This window comes from Streptomyces sp. NPDC003247, from assembly GCF_042888135.1.
Lineage (GTDB): Bacteria > Actinomycetota > Actinomycetes > Streptomycetales > Streptomycetaceae > Streptomyces.
The window spans coordinates 136594-150414 of the sequence record NZ_JBIAPF010000006.1 but is presented as its reverse complement, the minus strand read 5'-3'; the positions used below and the strand labels follow the sequence as shown (position 1 = coordinate 150414).

Here is a 13821-nt window from a genome sequence, read left to right as displayed (position 1 = left end):
AGGGCGCTGGGAGGCACTCCGGCCCTGACGCACCCGGCCCGGGCCGTTACCGGACGAGGTGGCTCTCGATGTGGTCGATGACTGCTGACACGGCCTGCCGGTAGGCGGTGCTCGACCGGCGGACCTGGGACAGCAGCATGCCGCCCTGGATGGCGGCCAGCAGAGCGGTGGCGAGCGCGGCCGTGTCGGCGCTCTCGCTCAGCTCGCCGCGCTCCTGCATGCGCGCGAGTCCCGACCTGATGGGCGCTTCCCACCGGTCGAAGGCGGCGACGAGGCCGGTCCGCGCCGACTGATCACTGTCGGCGAGTTCGCTGGCGAGCGAGCCGATCTCGCAGCCGCCTTCACATCCCATGGCGTCCTGCCGGTCCCCTGCCTCGTCGCACCACTCGCGCAGGGCCTCGATGCTGTCCAGGCTGTCCAGCAGCGGACGCTGCCGGGCGAGCTTGGCGTCCGTCTGGTGGTCGATGACCGCCAGGACCAGGCCCTGCTTGTCGCCGAAGTAGTGGTAGATCTGCGACGCGCTGACCCCGGCGGCCGCCTGGATGTCCGGGATGCTCGTGCCGGCCGCGCCGCGGTGGAACATCAGCTCCGCGGCGGTCTCGACGATGCGCGCCCGGGTCCTGCGGCCGGCCTCGGTGAGCCGACGCTTCTCCGGCTCTTCGGTCTTCCCTGGTGTGCTCACACGCCCACGCTACCAAAGGTTGGAATTGACATTCCAGCGATGCGCCTCGGATATTGGAGAAGTCATTCCAGCCCGGGGTGGCCGTCTCTCCAGACAGGTGTGCATCATGTCCCTCGACCCCGAGATCGAGATCCTGCTCAAGCAGTTGGCCGTGGAAGGCGGACCGGCCCCCGAGAGCCGGACGGTGGCGGAGAACCGTGCCGCCGGACGCGCCTTCGCCGCCCTGGCCGGCGATCCCGAACCGGTCGCCGACGTCCGGGACACCACTGCCCCTGCCGACGACCGCGACATCCCCGTCCGTATCTACCGGCCCGTCACCGGGACGGACGCCGGGCCGCTGCCCGTGACCCTCTTCTTCCACGGCGGAGGGTGGGTCTTCGGCGACCTGGACACCCAGGACCACATCGCCCGCACCGTGGCCGGCCGCTCCGGCACGATCGTGGTCTCCGTCGACTACCGGCTGGCCCCCGAACACCGCTTCCCGGCCGCGATCGACGACGCCTACGCCGCGCTGACCTGGGTCGCGGACAACGCCGCCGCCTTCGGGGGCGACGCAGGGCGCATCGCCGTGTTCGGCGAGAGCGCCGGCGGCAACCTGGCCGCGGCGCTCGCCCAGGAGTCCCTGCGCCGCGGGGGCCCTCGCATCACGCTCCAGGTACTCGCCTACCCGCCGGTCGACCGGTTCGACGACAGCCCCTCGATGTACGAGAACGCGACGGGACCGGTCCTCTCCCGTTCCTACCTGGAGTGGTTCTGGGGCGCCTACCTCAGCACCCCCGACCAGGGCGCCGACCCGCGGGTCTCACCGGGGCGCTCCGAGGAACTGGCCGGACTCCCTCCCGCCGTCATCGCCACCGCCGAGCACGACCCCCTGCGCGACCAGGGGGACCGCTATGCCCGCGAGCTGGCCGACGCCGGCGTGCCGGTCCAGCACCTCCCGGTCGAGGGCGCCGTCCACGGGTTCCTCTCGTTCACCGGCTCGGTACGACTCTCCCGCGATGTCCTCAACCAGCTCGCGGACGCCGTGGCAACGGCCTTCGCCTCCTGACGTGGCCCGCGCAGCACCACCACTCGCCGGACCCCTGCCGCGCGCAAGCAGGACCAGGGCCTCGGGTCCTGGGGCGTGACAGGTGCTCCGGAGTGATGGCTCATGCCGCCACCGTAGGGCGGGGCGCGCCGACGATCCGGCGTCCTTCTCGGACGGGTGGCCACGCCGGCCCGTCTCGCAGCGCGGTGAACGAACTCGCCGTAGTGCCGATCAGCCCCGGGAACCGTCCGCCCGGGGCGACGCGGGCTCCAGACGGACCACGATCTCCTTGTACGTCGGCTGGTTGCTCTTCTCCGCCACGCTCTCCAGGGGCACCAGCAGGTTGGTCTCGGGGTAGTACGCGGCGGCGCACCCCCGTGCCGTCGGGTACGGGACCACGCGGAAGTCTTCGACGCGGCGCTGGACATCGTCGGTCCATACGCTGACCAGGTCGACGTTCTGTCCGGCGGTCAGGCCGAGTTCGGCCACGTCGTCCGGGTGGACGAGCACCACCCGGCGGCTTCCGAGGATGCCCCGGTAGCGGTCGTCGGACGTGTAGGGGACGGTGTTCCACTGGTCGTGGGAGCGCAGGGTCTGCAACAGCAGGTGCCCCTCGGGCGCGCGCAGCACCTCCGCGGCGTTGCGGGTGAACAGCGCCCTGCCGACGGCGTTGGAGTACACGCCCTCGTTGACCGGGTTCGCCAGCTGGATACCACCGGGGCGGGCCACACGCCGGTTGTAGTCGTGCAGCCCGGGGACGACGCGGGCGATGCGGTCGCGGATCGTTCCGTAGTCGGCCTCGAACCGCTCCCAGGGGATGTCGGCCGTTCCGTCGAGGGTGCGGCGGGCCAGCCGGCTCAGGATGGCGACCTCGCTGAGCAGCAGCGCGGAGGCCGGCCGCAGCCGCCCGCGGGAGGTGTGCACCTCGCTCATCGAGTTCTCCACGGTCACGAACTGCTCCCCGCTCGCCTGCACGTCCCGCTCGGTACGGCCCAGGGTGGGCAGGATGAGCGCGGTCTCGCCGCACACGGTGTGGGACCGGTTGAGCTTGGTGGAGATGTGGGCGGTCAGCCGGCAGGTGCGCACCGCCTCCTCGGTGACCGTGCTGTCCGGAGCGGCCCGGACGAAATTGCCGGCCAGGCCGAGGAAGAACCTGACGCGGCCCTCGCGCATCGCCTTGATCGCGTTCACCGAGTCCAGCCCGTGGGCGCGCGGCGGGTCGAAGCCGAACTCCTGCCGCAGGGCGTCGAGGAAGGAGTCCGGCATCTGCTCCCAGATGCCCATCGTGCGGTCGCCCTGCACATTGCTGTGCCCGCGCACCGGGCAGGCTCCGGTGCCCGCCCTGCCGACGTTCCCGCGCAGCAGCAGGAAGTTGACGATCTCCCGGATGGTGGGGACGGCGTGCTTGTGCTGGGTGATCCCCATGGCCCAGCAGACGACGACGCGTTCGCTGCGCAGCACCTCGTCACGGACGTGCTCGATCTCCTCGCGGGTCAGGCCGGTCGCGGCGAGGATGTCGCTCCAGCCGACGCCGCGGACGTGCTCGGCGAACTCTTCGAAGCCCGTGGTGTCGGTGCGGATGAAGTCATGGTCCAGCACCTCGCCCGGCCGGGCGTCCTCGGCCTCCAGCAGCAGCCGGTTGATCCCCTGGAACAGGGCCAGGTCGCCACCGTTCCGGATGTGCAGGAACCGGTCGGCGATCTGGATGCCCTGCCCGATCACACCACGGGGCTTCTGCGGGTTCTTGAAGCGCCGCAGCCCGGCCTCCGGCAGCGGGTTGACGGCGATGATGCGGGCGCCGTTCAGCTTGGCCTGCTCCAGCGCGGACAGCTGCCGCGGGTGGTTGGACCCGGGGTTCTGCCCCACCAGGAAGATCAGGTCGGCGTGGTGCAGGTCGTGGAGGCTGACCGTCCCCTTGCCCGTGCCCAGCGTCTCGTGCAGGGCGTAGCCGCTGGACTCGTGACACATGTTGCTGCAGTCGGGCAGGTTGTTGGTGCCCAGCGCCCGGGCGAACAGTTGCAGTACGAACGCGGCCTCGTTGCCGGCCCTGCCCGAGGTGTAGAAGACGGCCTCGTCGGGGGAGTCGAGCGAGGTCAGCTCCTCGGCCATCAGGCCGAAGGCGTCGTTCCAGCTGATCGGCTCGTAGAAGTCCGAGCCCGGCCGCTTGACCATCGGCTCGGTCAGCCGGCCCTGCTGGTTCAGCCACCCGTCGGACCGCCGGGCCAGGTCGGAGACCGGGTGCGTGCGGAAGAAGTCGGCGGTGACGCGCCGCGACGTGGCCTCGTCGTTGATGTGCTTGGCGCCGTTCTCGCAGTACTCGTTGCGGTGCCGGCGGCCCGGGGCGGGATCCGCCCACGCACAGCCGGGGCAGTCGATGCCGTCCACCTGGTTCATGGTCAGCAGCGTCTCCCCTGCCCGCCGGGCGGACGTCTCGTCCAGGGAGTACTCCAGCGCGTGCACCACTGCGGGCACGCCCGCGGCCCACTCCTTGGGCGGAGTCACGGTCAGAGCCTCGTTCGGCTCCTCGCCGGGCGCCTTCTTCATCGGATCGCCTCTCGCTCACGCTGTTCCCGGGGACTCAGCCGACGGGCCAGCAGGGAACTCCGCTCACCTGCCGCTCCGCTGCCGTACGCCGCAGGCGGCCGTTGCGGATGGTGCCCCTCCAGGCCCCGCTCTCTTCCCCCAGCCCCTCGATGTACTCCTTGAAGTGCCGCAGCTCTCCGCGTACGACCCGACCGGCCAGCTTCGGGGCGCCGGCCAGCAGGCCGGTGGCGCCGCGCGGTGCGATGTCCATCCGTACGGTGACCGCCGTGCGGCCTTCCGCCGTGGGCGCGAACGACACCTCACCCCGGTGGGCGGGGCGCTGACCGAGACTGCGCCAGACCAGGTGGGAGTCGGGCACCTGCTCCACGATCTCGGCCTCGAACTCGCCCCGCAACGGTCCGACGGCGATGGTCCACGAGGTGAGGGTCGGTTTGATCTGGTCGACCTTCTTCACCGTGGTCATGAACCGGGGGAAGCTCTTGAACTGCGTCCACTGGTTGTACGCGGTGCGCACCGGGAGCGCGACCTCGATCGTTTCCTCAACGCTGTGCATGACCCACCCGTCATCAGGTGCCGCTCGCTCCAGTCTCGCCGCACGTCCGGCGACCCGCCACACGTCCGACAACCCGCCACACGGGACGGCGTGCGCCGCATGGCCGGCCCCCGGCAAGGGATACCGACTACCCCTCATCCAACGCCTCAACCCGGGCATGCTTCGCTGCGGTATGATTGATCTTGAGCTGGTCGACGCGACTTCCGTCGACTGGTGCTGCGTTGGTGGTCCAAGGAAAGACGTCCCGCTTCCTGCGGGGAGATGCAGGTGCAAGGCCTGCCCGGCGCTCGATCATGGAGCCCGGCCGTGGAGTGCACGGCCGGGCTCTTATGTGTGCAGCCCCGGTGGCCCTGACGCGATCGCCCGGCGACTGCGGGAGGGGCCGTCCCCGAGCAGGGGGAGAGCACGGGCCGACGGCGGCGGGGGCGAGCCCGGCTGCCGAGACGAGGTTCAGCACGTGACGTCGCCGTGACCGTTCAGCTGCCGGGGCCTGCTGCCGCGCCGTCTGCCTGCTGTGACTCCACCGCCCTTCCCGGTACCAGGACGGCAAGGGTGCTGCGCGCTTCGTGGCGCAGCGTGCGGCGCGAAGCGAAGGTCGCGGTGAGAGCGAGGATCGAGACCGTACCCCCGTAGAACACGGCGGCGATCGTGGAGAGGAGCCCGACCGTCATCGGGCACGCACCTTTCTTCCCCCGTTCGGCCCGCCCGGCTCACAGCCCGGGGCGGGCGTTGATGCGTTTCGCCTTCACCATACGCGCGCCGTCAACTCCCTTGCGCAGCATGGCCGCATCCGTGGGCTCGCTCTATTGCTGAGCATGCTCGGGCTCGGTGAATGCCTGCCGGCTGTGCGCGAGCAACCGGCGCACGGACGGGTTGGGCGTGCTCTTCCAGATCAGGGCGAGCGATGCCGGTGTGTCGACGTCGTCGATGGTGCGGGCGGTGAGCCGGTCCCGGTGGTTCGCGGCCATCGAGGTGCTCAGGACGGCGACGCCGAGCCCGCGGGCGGCAAGGTCGGCAATGGCGTCCGCGGCACTGGCTTGCAGTGTCATCGAGGGCTGGACGCCCTGTGCGGTGCAGGCGCGGTCGAATACCGTGCGGAGGCCCGTGCCGGGCGGCATGCACACGATGGGGTAGGGGATCAGGTCCCGCAGCGTGACCCGCCGCTGTTCCGCCAAGGGGTGTCCGGCCGGAACCGCCGCGACGAGTCGCTCGCTGATGATCGTCAGGGCGTCCAGCCCGTCGGGGGCGGCGGTTGCGGTCCCGACGAGAGCCAGGTCGACGGCGCCGGCGCGTACCCCCTCGACGAGCCGGTCGGAGGTGTCCTCCAGCAGGGAGATCTCCACACCGGGATGTGCCCGGTGGAACGCCGCGAGGGCGTCGAAGAGGGGGGTGAGGGTGCAGCCGATGACCATGCCGACCGTGAGCCGGCCCCGGATCAGGTCGGTCACCTCGTCCACTGCCTGGCCGACCGCCTCGGCTGCGGCGAGTGCGGCGCGCGCGTGTTCGAGCGCGGCTTCTCCGGCGACGGTGAGGGTGGCGGTGCGCGCCGACCGGTCGAACAGCTCGGTACCGAGTTCCCGTTCCAGCTGGCGGATCTGCGCGCTGACGCCGGACTGGCTGATGCGCACTCGTTCGGCCGCCCGGGTGAAGTTCCGCTCCTCGGCGACCGCGACGAAGTATGCGAGCTGCCTGAGTTCCATGACTGTTGATTCTAGCTTTCAGAACATCCATCTGTTGGACTTCTGATCGGCGGGAGCACAGGCTGGGAAGCCCCGAAGCACGACGTCAGGAGGAATCCCATGCCGGAGTACGAGAAGGCCATGCGGCCCGAGGACATCACTCGTCTGTTCGTCGAGCGGTCCAACGCCGGTGACGCGGCCGGCGTCGCCGCGCTCTACGAGGAGGAGGCGGTGGTGGCCTATCCTCCCGGCGCGCTGACGGCAGGGCGGGAGGCGATCCGTGCGCTCTGGGAGAAGGTGCTGGCCAACCGTCCCCGCTTCGAGCCGGAACAGCCGCTGCCGACGCTGATCAGCGGCGACATCGCCCTGACCTCGACCCCGCCGAAGGACGGGGCCGGCGCCCGCGCGCAGGTCGTCCGGCGCCAGCCCGACGGGAGCTGGCTGCGGCTGCTCGACCAGCCCGAGTTCGTCCCGCCCACCCGCTGACCTCCCCGGCTCCCGCGCGTCCGTGACGAGCGGGAGCTGCCGGGCGGGCCTCGCCGCCGTGCCGCTCATGGAAACTCGGCGTTCGCCGCGCTCGCCGTGGTCAGCGCCGGGTGGTGCCTGCTGTGGCTGTACGTCGGGTGCGACGGGCCCTTCGACGTCGAGTCCGTTCCCCCCGCTGGACGCCGGACGGCACCCCCGGGATGAGGTCCCTACTGCTCAACGGGACGGTCGCGGGCGGCATGTGCGCCGCCTTCGGCTCGCTGCTCCTGCTGGTGCCCTCCCCGGTCGACCTGTCGAGGGCCCGCGGAGTGTCGGGCCACCGGGCGGGCGGCGTACCGCAAGGGGGTCGCCGTGCTCGTGGCCGGCGCGGCGATGGCGCTCATCCCTTCGCGCCCTCGCGACCCCTCCATGTCGCCCTGGCCGTGGTGGCGTTCGGCGTGCACGCCGTCGCGCTGCCGCTGCACTACGTGACGACCGCCGAAGTGGTCCCCGCCGACCGCCGGCGCGCCGTGTTCGGGGTCGTGGCCGCGACGGGCACCCTGCCGGGCCTGTTCGTGCCGTACTTGGCCGGCCGGCTGATCGACGGGCCGTCCGGCGAGACGGCCGGGTACACGGCCGTCTTCCCGCTGACCGCGCTGGTGATGGCGGCCTCGGCCTGCGGGCTGTACGCGGCCCCGGCCGTCCGCCCCGAGGCCGACGCGGCCCGCCTGGGCACGGCCGCGGTGAAGGACGAGGCTCAGACGGGGGAGTCGAAGCCGGTGGCCCAGTAGCGGCCGCGCAGCGCGAGATCGAGCAGCATGCGGACGACGTCCTCCGCGGGCGTCGGGGCGGTGCCCTGCTCGACCCACCACTGCAGCACGGCGATCTGCTCGCCCACCCAGACCCGGGCCAGCAGGGCCGGGTCGATGCGCGGCTTGACGTCGTTGCGCTCGGTGCGGCTGCGGAACTCCTCCCGCGCCACCTCCGTGCAGGCCTCCGCGAACATGCGGAGCGGCTTGCCGTCGCCCTCCCCGCGCAGCACGATCCGGTAGAGGTCGCGCTCCTCGCGGGCGTGCCGCAGCATCTCCAGCACCGGCCTGCCGGTGAAACCGACGGCGTTCTCCTCCATCGCCGGGCGCAGCCGGGTGCCGAGGTCGGCCAGCATATCGGCGGTGACCCGGGCGAACAGCTCGTCCTTGTCGCGGAAGTGGCTGTAGAAGGTCACCCGCGCCACGTCCGCGCGCTGGATGATGTCCCCCACGCTCAGCGCCGTGAACCCGCGTTCCAGGACGAGCGCGACCAGCGCGTCGCGCAGCGCCGCGCGTGTCTTGCGGATCCGTCGGTCCTCGGCCATCGCTGCCCTCGCCCCGCCGCCCGTCCACGCGCACGGCAACCCCTGGCCGCACGACGAGCCGGGTCGGAGGCGTGCGTGGCGTGGTGGACCAGGCCGACGTCACCGTCGGACGCGTCCCCGTGATCGCCCCCGCCGGCTTCCTCGCACACGCGGCCGACGAGAACGTCATGACGGGCCCCGCGATGGCCCGCCGCTCCAGCCACATGTACGGTGCCGTCCTGCCCAAGGGACCCGCGGGCCGGATCGGCTGGGGCCTCGGCCAGACCACCTCCCTCGGCACGGTCGGACTGATCGCGCCCACCGTCGACGTCACCGGAACCGGCCAGACGCTCACCGTCGACGGCATCCGTCGCGTCTTCCAGCTGACACCGGGAACCGAGGCCCCGGAGGAGATGAACGTCTGCCTGCCCGACCGGCGCGTGCTGTGCGTCGCGGAGAACGCCTGCGTCGCCGCGCAGCGGGGTGAGTGCCCTGTTGGACAGCAGGAGGGGCCAGGTCTCGTCCGGCTCGGAGAACTCCCAGCGCAGGAGGAGCCGGCCCGCTCGGGCCGCCCGAGGTCCATTGATCCGTACGGCCATGGAGCGGAAGACCTGTTCGAGGGTGAGGGCGGCCTGGAGGTCCTCGGCGCGGCGGTTGGGGGAGACGCGGACTCCTCCCCGCAGACGCTGCGTCTGACGCGTGCGGCACTCGACGCCGTCCTCACGGGCACCGCGACGTTCGCCGGCCAGATCCACGCCGGGCGCACGCGCTGACCGGTGATCCGCACATCCTGCGGACCTTCGCGGACCTCACGGACCGGCCCGATCCGGCTTTCGCCATCGTCACGCCGTAGCGCCGGGCCTAGGCCAGCGGCGGCTCGCCGGCCGCTGATCCCCACGTCCGCTGCTGCCGCCGCCGACACGCCCCACCGGCCCCGCTCCCCTGGTGGGGCCCTCTCCCCTGGTGGGGGCGGATCGTGCGGGTGGCGGACGATGCCCCCTCCTTCCACCAATAGGTGTTTTCCTTATTGCAAGGGAATGGGAAGTCCCCAGTAAATGACGTTGGCCAAAACAGTTTCACCCAGGCGGGTAGGAGTTACGGTGGACTCGTGGCCCCAGATTCGGCCGGGCCGGCCGACTCGACCGGCACCGCCATCGACTCCGTCAGCGTCCTGAGTGACGATTCGCGGCGGCGCATGTTCGCCTTCATCCGGCGTACCCGCCGCCCCGTCACCCGTGAGGAGGCCGCCGCCAGCGTCGGCATCTCACGCAAACTCGCAGCCTTCCACCTCGACAAACTCGTCGATGCGGGGTTGCTGCAGACGCATTACGAGACGCCCGGCGGGATCCGCAAGGTCGGCCGGCGGCCGAAAGTGTACGAAGCCGCCGATGTGCAGATCACGGTCCGCATCCCCGACCGGCGTCACGAACTGCTGGCGGACATCCTGCTGGATGCCGTGCTGACCGAAAGCGCCGGCGAGAACGCCGCGCAAGCAGCGGTGCGCTCCGCCGGGCAGCGGGGCCGCCGGCTGGGCGAGGCCGCGCGGGCAGAGACCCGGCCGGGGCGGCTGGGCCCCGAGCGCGGGCTGACCGCATGCGAGCAACTGCTGGACCGCTACGGCTACGAGCCCGTCCGGGAGACGCCCACTTCGCTCCGACTGCGCAACTGTCCCTTTCATCCGCTGGCTGCGAAGGCCCCCGACCTGGTGTGCGGCATGAACCAGGCGTTCCTGAGCGGCTACCTGGGCGGCCTGCGGGTCAGCGGGGTCCGAGCCGTCCTGGCACCGGAACCCGGGGAATGCTGTGTGCGGCTGAGCCCGAGCGACACCGATCGTGATGACCAGATGGTGCGGGACCGCTGACGCGACGCCGGTCGCCCGCCCCCGCGCGCCACCGTCCGGACGCACGACGCTGCCCGCGGCGAAAGCATCGTCTGAGCCGGCGCACTGACGGCAACGCTGCGGGCTTTCCCGCCACTGGTGCTCGGCATCTGCACCTGCATCTCGCCGAGTCGGGGGAAACACCCGTTCTGACATTTCAACCGGATCATTGCCATGTCGACCAAGCGCATATTGAACCGTCCTGGTGGTTCTGGTTCCACACAAGCGGCAGCGCATCCGGCCACTGCTTACGCGGTGACCGCTGCCGACTGCGGTTTGCTGCTCATCAGGCTGACCTTCGGCCTGCTGATGGCCGCCCACGGCGCCCAGAAAGTCTTCGGGCTCTTCGGGGGCCCCGGCCTGACAGCGACCGGCGAGGGCTTTGCGGCCCTGGGCTATCACCCCGGCAAACTCTTCGCCACGATCGGGGGCCTGTCCGAGCTGCTCGGCGGCATCGGTCTGGCCATCGGGCTGCTGACACCGCTCGCGGCCGCTGCCCTGATCGGCGTCATGATCAATGCGATGGCGACGGTCACGGGAGCCCACGGCCTGTGGGCGACGGACGGCGGCGTGGAATACACCGTCTGCATCTCCGTCGTCGCCCTGGCCGTCGCTGCCATCGGGCCGGGCCGACTGGCGGTCGACCGCTTGTTCCCCTGGGGTGCCGGCGGCTGGAAAGAGGCTGCCTTCGCCCTCGGTCTCGGCGGCGTCGCCGCCGCGATCACGCTCAGTCTCTGAACGAAACACCCACACGCTCCGCTCTCCCGAGGCCGTGCCGTGCGACGCAGCGGGCTCCCATGGCCTCGGGAGCGCGGCAGACACCGAGAACGCTCGGAGCCCACGACGGGGAGGGCGCTGGTGATCGAGCCTCCCGGGGCGGCACCGGCCTCACCGCCGAGGAGAGGCCAGGGGGCCCAGGCGGGAGAAATACGTTGTCGTGCCGGCACTGCGGTCGGCATGCTCCCTTCCGTGTCCACTGAAGACGATTCCACCGACGCCACCCTCATCGTGCCCGTCAGCGTGCGGGATCTACTGCCCCGGGATCTGCCGGCGTGCACCTGGTCAGGATCGGCCACCCACCTGCGCCACGTGGAGCGAGAGCTGACGCGCGCCGAGGCGGGCGAGGTGGACTACCTCGCCGTATGCACTCCGGCGGATCTGCCGGTGGCGATCGGCGGCATCGACTACCAGGCCTCCGCGCAAGCCGGGACCCTGTGGCAGCTCGCCGTGTTCCCCGCGTTGCGGTCCCGCGGTCTGGGAACGCTGCTCGTCCGAGCCGCCGAACAACGGATCAGGAACCGCGGGCTGCGCAGGGCCGAACTCGCTGTGGAGGAGAACAACCCCCGGGCTCGCGACCTGTACGAGCGCCTGGGCTATGCCGCGTACGGCCGTGAACCGGACGCCTGGGACGAGGAAGGACCCGACGGGGCGATCCGTCGCCACGAGACGATGTGCGTTCTGATGCGAAGGGACCTCTGAGCTCCGCCCAGTGGCACGTGGCACATGCCCCACGGGGACCGCCGGGCGGCCGCTCCTGCCCGGCTGAGGCCGTGATCCGGACGGGCCGCGCCCAAGACGCACACCGCACTCAAGGCGCGGCAGTAGGTTGTTCCGATGACCGATTCCATGCCGCCCGGTGGTGCTGTCCTCGACGCCGACGAACTGGCTGCCCGGTGGGCGGATTCCTGGCGGCCGGAACAGGTCGCGGAGCGGTTGGGCGGGATCGGTGCGCCCTGGTGCGTCGTGGCAGGGTGGGCGCTGGATCTGTTCCGTGGAGGTCCGTCGCGGCCCCATGGCGATCTGGAGATCGCGGTGCCCGCGGCAGGCTTCGCGGAGATCCGGGAGCGCTTCCCCGAGTACGTGTTCGACGCGGTGGGCTCGGGACGGGTCTGGGCGAGTGCGGGAACCGAGGCGCTCGCGGCCACCTATCAGACCTGGCTGCGGGATCCGGCGAGCGGTCGGTTCCTGTTCGATGTCTTCCGCGAGCCGCACGAGGGCGGGATGTGGATCTGCCGGCGGGACGAGGGACTCCGGCTGCCGTACGACGCGATCATCGAGCGGACGTCGGACGGCATTCCCTATCTGGTGCCGGAGCTGGTGCTGCTGTTCAAGGCGAAGGCGGCACGGCCCAAGGACCACGCGGACTTCGACGGGGTGCTGCCGCTGCTGAGCCAGGCGCGACGCGACGTTCTTGTCGGGTGGCTGACGCGCGTGCATCCCGGACATCCCTGGCTGGCGAAACTGGCGAGCGACGACGTCGGCCCGGTCCGCTGAACGCCACGGACGAACCGGCGGTGTGCCCATGACAGCGCGTGCAGCGGGAGCCAAGCCGGCGCGCAAGGGGAGCGAAACCGGCGCGCGAAGCGGTCAAGGGCTCCGGCTCCTCCTCGTCGTCGGTATGCTCGGCACGCTGCTCGGCGGGGCCGTGACCGCCACCCACGCCGACGCCCAGGCCGTGAATGCCCACATCGTCAACATCAAGACCGGCGGAAGTCTGCTGCCGCACAACTGGGGCGACGGTTTCCAGGACGGCTGGGTGCACTACATCTACGACCGCAGCGCGACCTTCGGGGCCGACCAGTGGGAGTTCGAGCGTGTCTCCGGCTTCGTCTACATCATCCGCAACACCAAGACCGGCATGTGCCTCAAGCCCGGCGCTCCCTGGGCGAACAAGCCGCGGGCGACCGAAGGAACCTGCGGAACCGGCCTGGAATTCCAGTGGGAGCTGATCCAACGCCCCCTCGACGGCGCGTACAAGATCTTCAGCCGTTCCGCGCGCCAGATCTTGACGCCGTACTACGGCAACGCCCTGGGGGAAGTCGTCGTCCTCGAACCGAACAGCAACGTCGAGAAGGTCTGGTGGTCCATCGACGACCTGTGACCCAGCGGCCCCGCCGCCGCAGCGTCCGGAATGCTGATCGTCAACGGCCGGACGTATATCCCAGAAAGGAATCCGTCACCATGACCCGCGTGCTCGTCACCGGATTCGATCCGTTCCAGCAGGACACCTACAACCCCTCCTGGGCCGCGGCCCAACTGCTCGAGGAAAAGCCCCCGGAAGAGCTGGACGTCACCGCGGTCCGGCTCCCCTGTGTCTTCGGCAAGTCCATCCAGGTGCTGCGCGCGGCCGTACTGGAAACCGACGCCGACCTCGTACTGTGCCTGGGGCTGTCTCCCCGACGCGGCATCTCCATCGAGCGCGTCGCCGTCAACGTCGACGACAGCCCCGGACTCGACAACGACGGCCGGCAACCTGTCGACGAGCCCATCGTGCCCGACGGACCCGCCGCATACTTCTCCACCCTCCCCGTCAAGCGCTGCGCCGCAGCCGTCCAGCAAGCCGGGATCTACTCCGAGGTCTCCCTGACCGCCGGCACCTTCGTGTGCAACCACGTCTTCTACGGGCTGATGCACCTGCTCGCGACTGAGGGCAAACAGCGGCGCGGGGGCTTCATCCACGTCCCCCACACCCCCGAGATGCCCGCAGTCTCGGCGTACGGCGTGCCGTCCATGACCGTGGACACCGTGACCGAAGGCCTCCGTGTCGTGCTGACCACAGCCGCCGCACACGACACCGACATCAAGGTTCCCTGGGGCACCACCAGCTGACACCGCTGTCGCGACCGGATGCCGAGCGCGAAGGTGGCGCCGTCCCACGC

Annotated in this window: 16 protein-coding genes; 9 read left to right on the top strand and 7 right to left on the bottom strand. The window is 70.9% G+C overall.

All coding sequences use genetic code 11. The annotated features are described in order from the left end of the window. Positions 1 to 46: 46 nt before the first annotated feature. Positions 47 to 682 carry a TetR/AcrR family transcriptional regulator gene (locus ACFYWQ_RS21660; RefSeq protein ID WP_389518487.1) on the bottom strand — a complete coding sequence of 212 codons (636 nt, stop codon included), beginning with the start codon at positions 680 to 682 and terminating at the stop codon, positions 47 to 49. A 106-nt stretch (positions 683 to 788) separates the two neighbouring features. Between ACFYWQ_RS21660 and ACFYWQ_RS21655 the strand changes: the two genes are divergently transcribed. Beyond that, positions 789 to 1730, top strand: a complete 942-nt coding sequence (locus ACFYWQ_RS21655; RefSeq protein ID WP_389518486.1) for an alpha/beta hydrolase — start codon at positions 789 to 791, stop codon at positions 1728 to 1730. 210 nt (positions 1731 to 1940) lie between these two features. Here the strand turns inward: ACFYWQ_RS21655 and ACFYWQ_RS21650 are convergent, their stop codons facing one another. The 4 genes from ACFYWQ_RS21650 to ACFYWQ_RS21635 all read right to left on the bottom strand — a co-directional run bounded on the left by ACFYWQ_RS21650 (position 1941) and on the right by ACFYWQ_RS21635 (position 6506). Then, complete coding sequence (locus tag ACFYWQ_RS21650) at positions 1941 to 4253, bottom strand: FdhF/YdeP family oxidoreductase (RefSeq protein WP_389518485.1); 2313 nt, start codon at positions 4251 to 4253, stop codon at positions 1941 to 1943. Between the two features lie 34 nt (positions 4254 to 4287). Then, complete coding sequence (locus ACFYWQ_RS21645; protein ID WP_389518484.1) at positions 4288 to 4806, bottom strand: SRPBCC family protein; 519 nt, start codon at positions 4804 to 4806, stop codon at positions 4288 to 4290. Positions 4807 to 5282: 476 nt separating this feature from the next. After that, positions 5283 to 5477: a hypothetical protein gene (locus ACFYWQ_RS21640; RefSeq protein ID WP_389518483.1), complete on the bottom strand. Its 195-nt coding sequence runs from the start codon at positions 5475 to 5477 to the stop codon at positions 5283 to 5285. Positions 5478 to 5609: 132 nt separating this feature from the next. After that, entirely contained in the window at positions 5610 to 6506 is an 897-nt protein-coding gene (locus ACFYWQ_RS21635; protein ID WP_389518482.1) for a LysR family transcriptional regulator, read from the bottom strand. A gap of 99 nt (positions 6507 to 6605) precedes the next feature. Between ACFYWQ_RS21635 and ACFYWQ_RS21630 the strand changes: the two genes are divergently transcribed. Beyond that, positions 6606 to 6971 (top strand): YybH family protein, encoded by a 366-nt coding sequence (locus ACFYWQ_RS21630; protein WP_389518481.1) that lies wholly within the window; start codon positions 6606 to 6608, stop codon positions 6969 to 6971. A gap of 200 nt (positions 6972 to 7171) precedes the next feature. Continuing rightward, entirely contained in the window at positions 7172 to 7741 is a 570-nt protein-coding gene (locus ACFYWQ_RS21625) for a hypothetical protein (RefSeq protein WP_389518480.1), read from the top strand. Here ACFYWQ_RS21625 and ACFYWQ_RS21620 read toward each other — a convergent pair. Together ACFYWQ_RS21620 and ACFYWQ_RS21615 are read right to left on the bottom strand one after the other, a co-directional pair. Then, a complete protein-coding gene (locus tag ACFYWQ_RS21620; RefSeq protein WP_389518479.1) occupies positions 7708 to 8304 on the bottom strand; it encodes a TetR/AcrR family transcriptional regulator in 597 nt (198 codons plus the stop codon). The two genes, ACFYWQ_RS21625 and ACFYWQ_RS21620, sit on opposite strands and share 34 nt — an antisense overlap. Beyond that, entirely contained in the window at positions 8214 to 8882 is a 669-nt protein-coding gene (locus tag ACFYWQ_RS21615) for a hypothetical protein (RefSeq protein WP_389518478.1), read from the bottom strand. The genes ACFYWQ_RS21620 and ACFYWQ_RS21615 overlap by 91 nt, the downstream gene beginning before the upstream one ends. Before the next feature lie 509 nt (positions 8883 to 9391). Here ACFYWQ_RS21615 and ACFYWQ_RS21610 point away from each other — a divergent pair. The 6 genes from ACFYWQ_RS21610 to pcp all read left to right on the top strand — a co-directional run bounded on the left by ACFYWQ_RS21610 (position 9392) and on the right by pcp (position 13771). Continuing rightward, positions 9392 to 10144 (top strand): helix-turn-helix transcriptional regulator, encoded by a 753-nt coding sequence (locus ACFYWQ_RS21610; RefSeq protein WP_389518477.1) that lies wholly within the window; start codon positions 9392 to 9394, stop codon positions 10142 to 10144. A 192-nt stretch (positions 10145 to 10336) separates the two neighbouring features. After that, positions 10337 to 10900 (top strand): DoxX family protein, encoded by a 564-nt coding sequence (locus tag ACFYWQ_RS21605; RefSeq protein ID WP_389518476.1) that lies wholly within the window; start codon positions 10337 to 10339, stop codon positions 10898 to 10900. Between the two features lie 219 nt (positions 10901 to 11119). Then, positions 11120 to 11641, top strand: coding sequence for a GNAT family N-acetyltransferase (locus tag ACFYWQ_RS21600; RefSeq protein WP_389518475.1), 522 nt, complete (start codon positions 11120 to 11122; stop codon positions 11639 to 11641). A 135-nt stretch (positions 11642 to 11776) separates the two neighbouring features. Further along, positions 11777 to 12436 carry a nucleotidyltransferase domain-containing protein gene (locus ACFYWQ_RS21595; RefSeq protein WP_389518474.1) on the top strand — a complete coding sequence of 220 codons (660 nt, stop codon included), beginning with the start codon at positions 11777 to 11779 and terminating at the stop codon, positions 12434 to 12436. Positions 12437 to 12464: 28 nt separating this feature from the next. Further along, on the top strand, positions 12465 to 13043 hold the full coding sequence (locus tag ACFYWQ_RS21590) for an RICIN domain-containing protein (RefSeq protein ID WP_389518473.1): 579 nt from the start codon (positions 12465 to 12467) through the stop codon (positions 13041 to 13043). Between the two features lie 80 nt (positions 13044 to 13123). Further along, positions 13124 to 13771: a pyroglutamyl-peptidase I gene (gene pcp, locus ACFYWQ_RS21585; protein WP_389518472.1), complete on the top strand. Its 648-nt coding sequence runs from the start codon at positions 13124 to 13126 to the stop codon at positions 13769 to 13771. The last annotated feature ends 50 nt before the right edge of the window (positions 13772 to 13821 follow it).

Coding starts and splice junctions, on each gene's coding strand:
- ACFYWQ_RS21630 (WP_389518481.1), top strand. CDS start 6,606: ATGCCGGAGTACGAGAAGGCCATGCGGCCCGAGGACATCACTCGTCTG.
- ACFYWQ_RS21605 (WP_389518476.1), top strand. CDS start 10,337: ATGTCGACCAAGCGCATATTGAACCGTCCTGGTGGTTCTGGTTCCACA.
- ACFYWQ_RS21595 (WP_389518474.1), top strand. CDS start 11,777: ATGACCGATTCCATGCCGCCCGGTGGTGCTGTCCTCGACGCCGACGAA.
- ACFYWQ_RS21615 (WP_389518478.1), bottom strand. CDS start 8,882: ATGGCCGTACGGATCAATGGACCTCGGGCGGCCCGAGCGGGCCGGCTC.
- ACFYWQ_RS21650 (WP_389518485.1), bottom strand. CDS start 4,253: ATGAAGAAGGCGCCCGGCGAGGAGCCGAACGAGGCTCTGACCGTGACT.
- ACFYWQ_RS21655 (WP_389518486.1), top strand. CDS start 789: ATGTCCCTCGACCCCGAGATCGAGATCCTGCTCAAGCAGTTGGCCGTG.
- ACFYWQ_RS21635 (WP_389518482.1), bottom strand. CDS start 6,506: ATGGAACTCAGGCAGCTCGCATACTTCGTCGCGGTCGCCGAGGAGCGG.
- ACFYWQ_RS21640 (WP_389518483.1), bottom strand. CDS start 5,477: ATGACGGTCGGGCTCCTCTCCACGATCGCCGCCGTGTTCTACGGGGGT.
- pcp (WP_389518472.1), top strand. CDS start 13,124: ATGACCCGCGTGCTCGTCACCGGATTCGATCCGTTCCAGCAGGACACC.
- ACFYWQ_RS21645 (WP_389518484.1), bottom strand. CDS start 4,806: ATGCACAGCGTTGAGGAAACGATCGAGGTCGCGCTCCCGGTGCGCACC.
- ACFYWQ_RS21620 (WP_389518479.1), bottom strand. CDS start 8,304: ATGGCCGAGGACCGACGGATCCGCAAGACACGCGCGGCGCTGCGCGAC.
- ACFYWQ_RS21625 (WP_389518480.1), top strand. CDS start 7,172: ATGAGGTCCCTACTGCTCAACGGGACGGTCGCGGGCGGCATGTGCGCC.
- ACFYWQ_RS21600 (WP_389518475.1), top strand. CDS start 11,120: ATGCTCCCTTCCGTGTCCACTGAAGACGATTCCACCGACGCCACCCTC.
- ACFYWQ_RS21590 (WP_389518473.1), top strand. CDS start 12,465: ATGACAGCGCGTGCAGCGGGAGCCAAGCCGGCGCGCAAGGGGAGCGAA.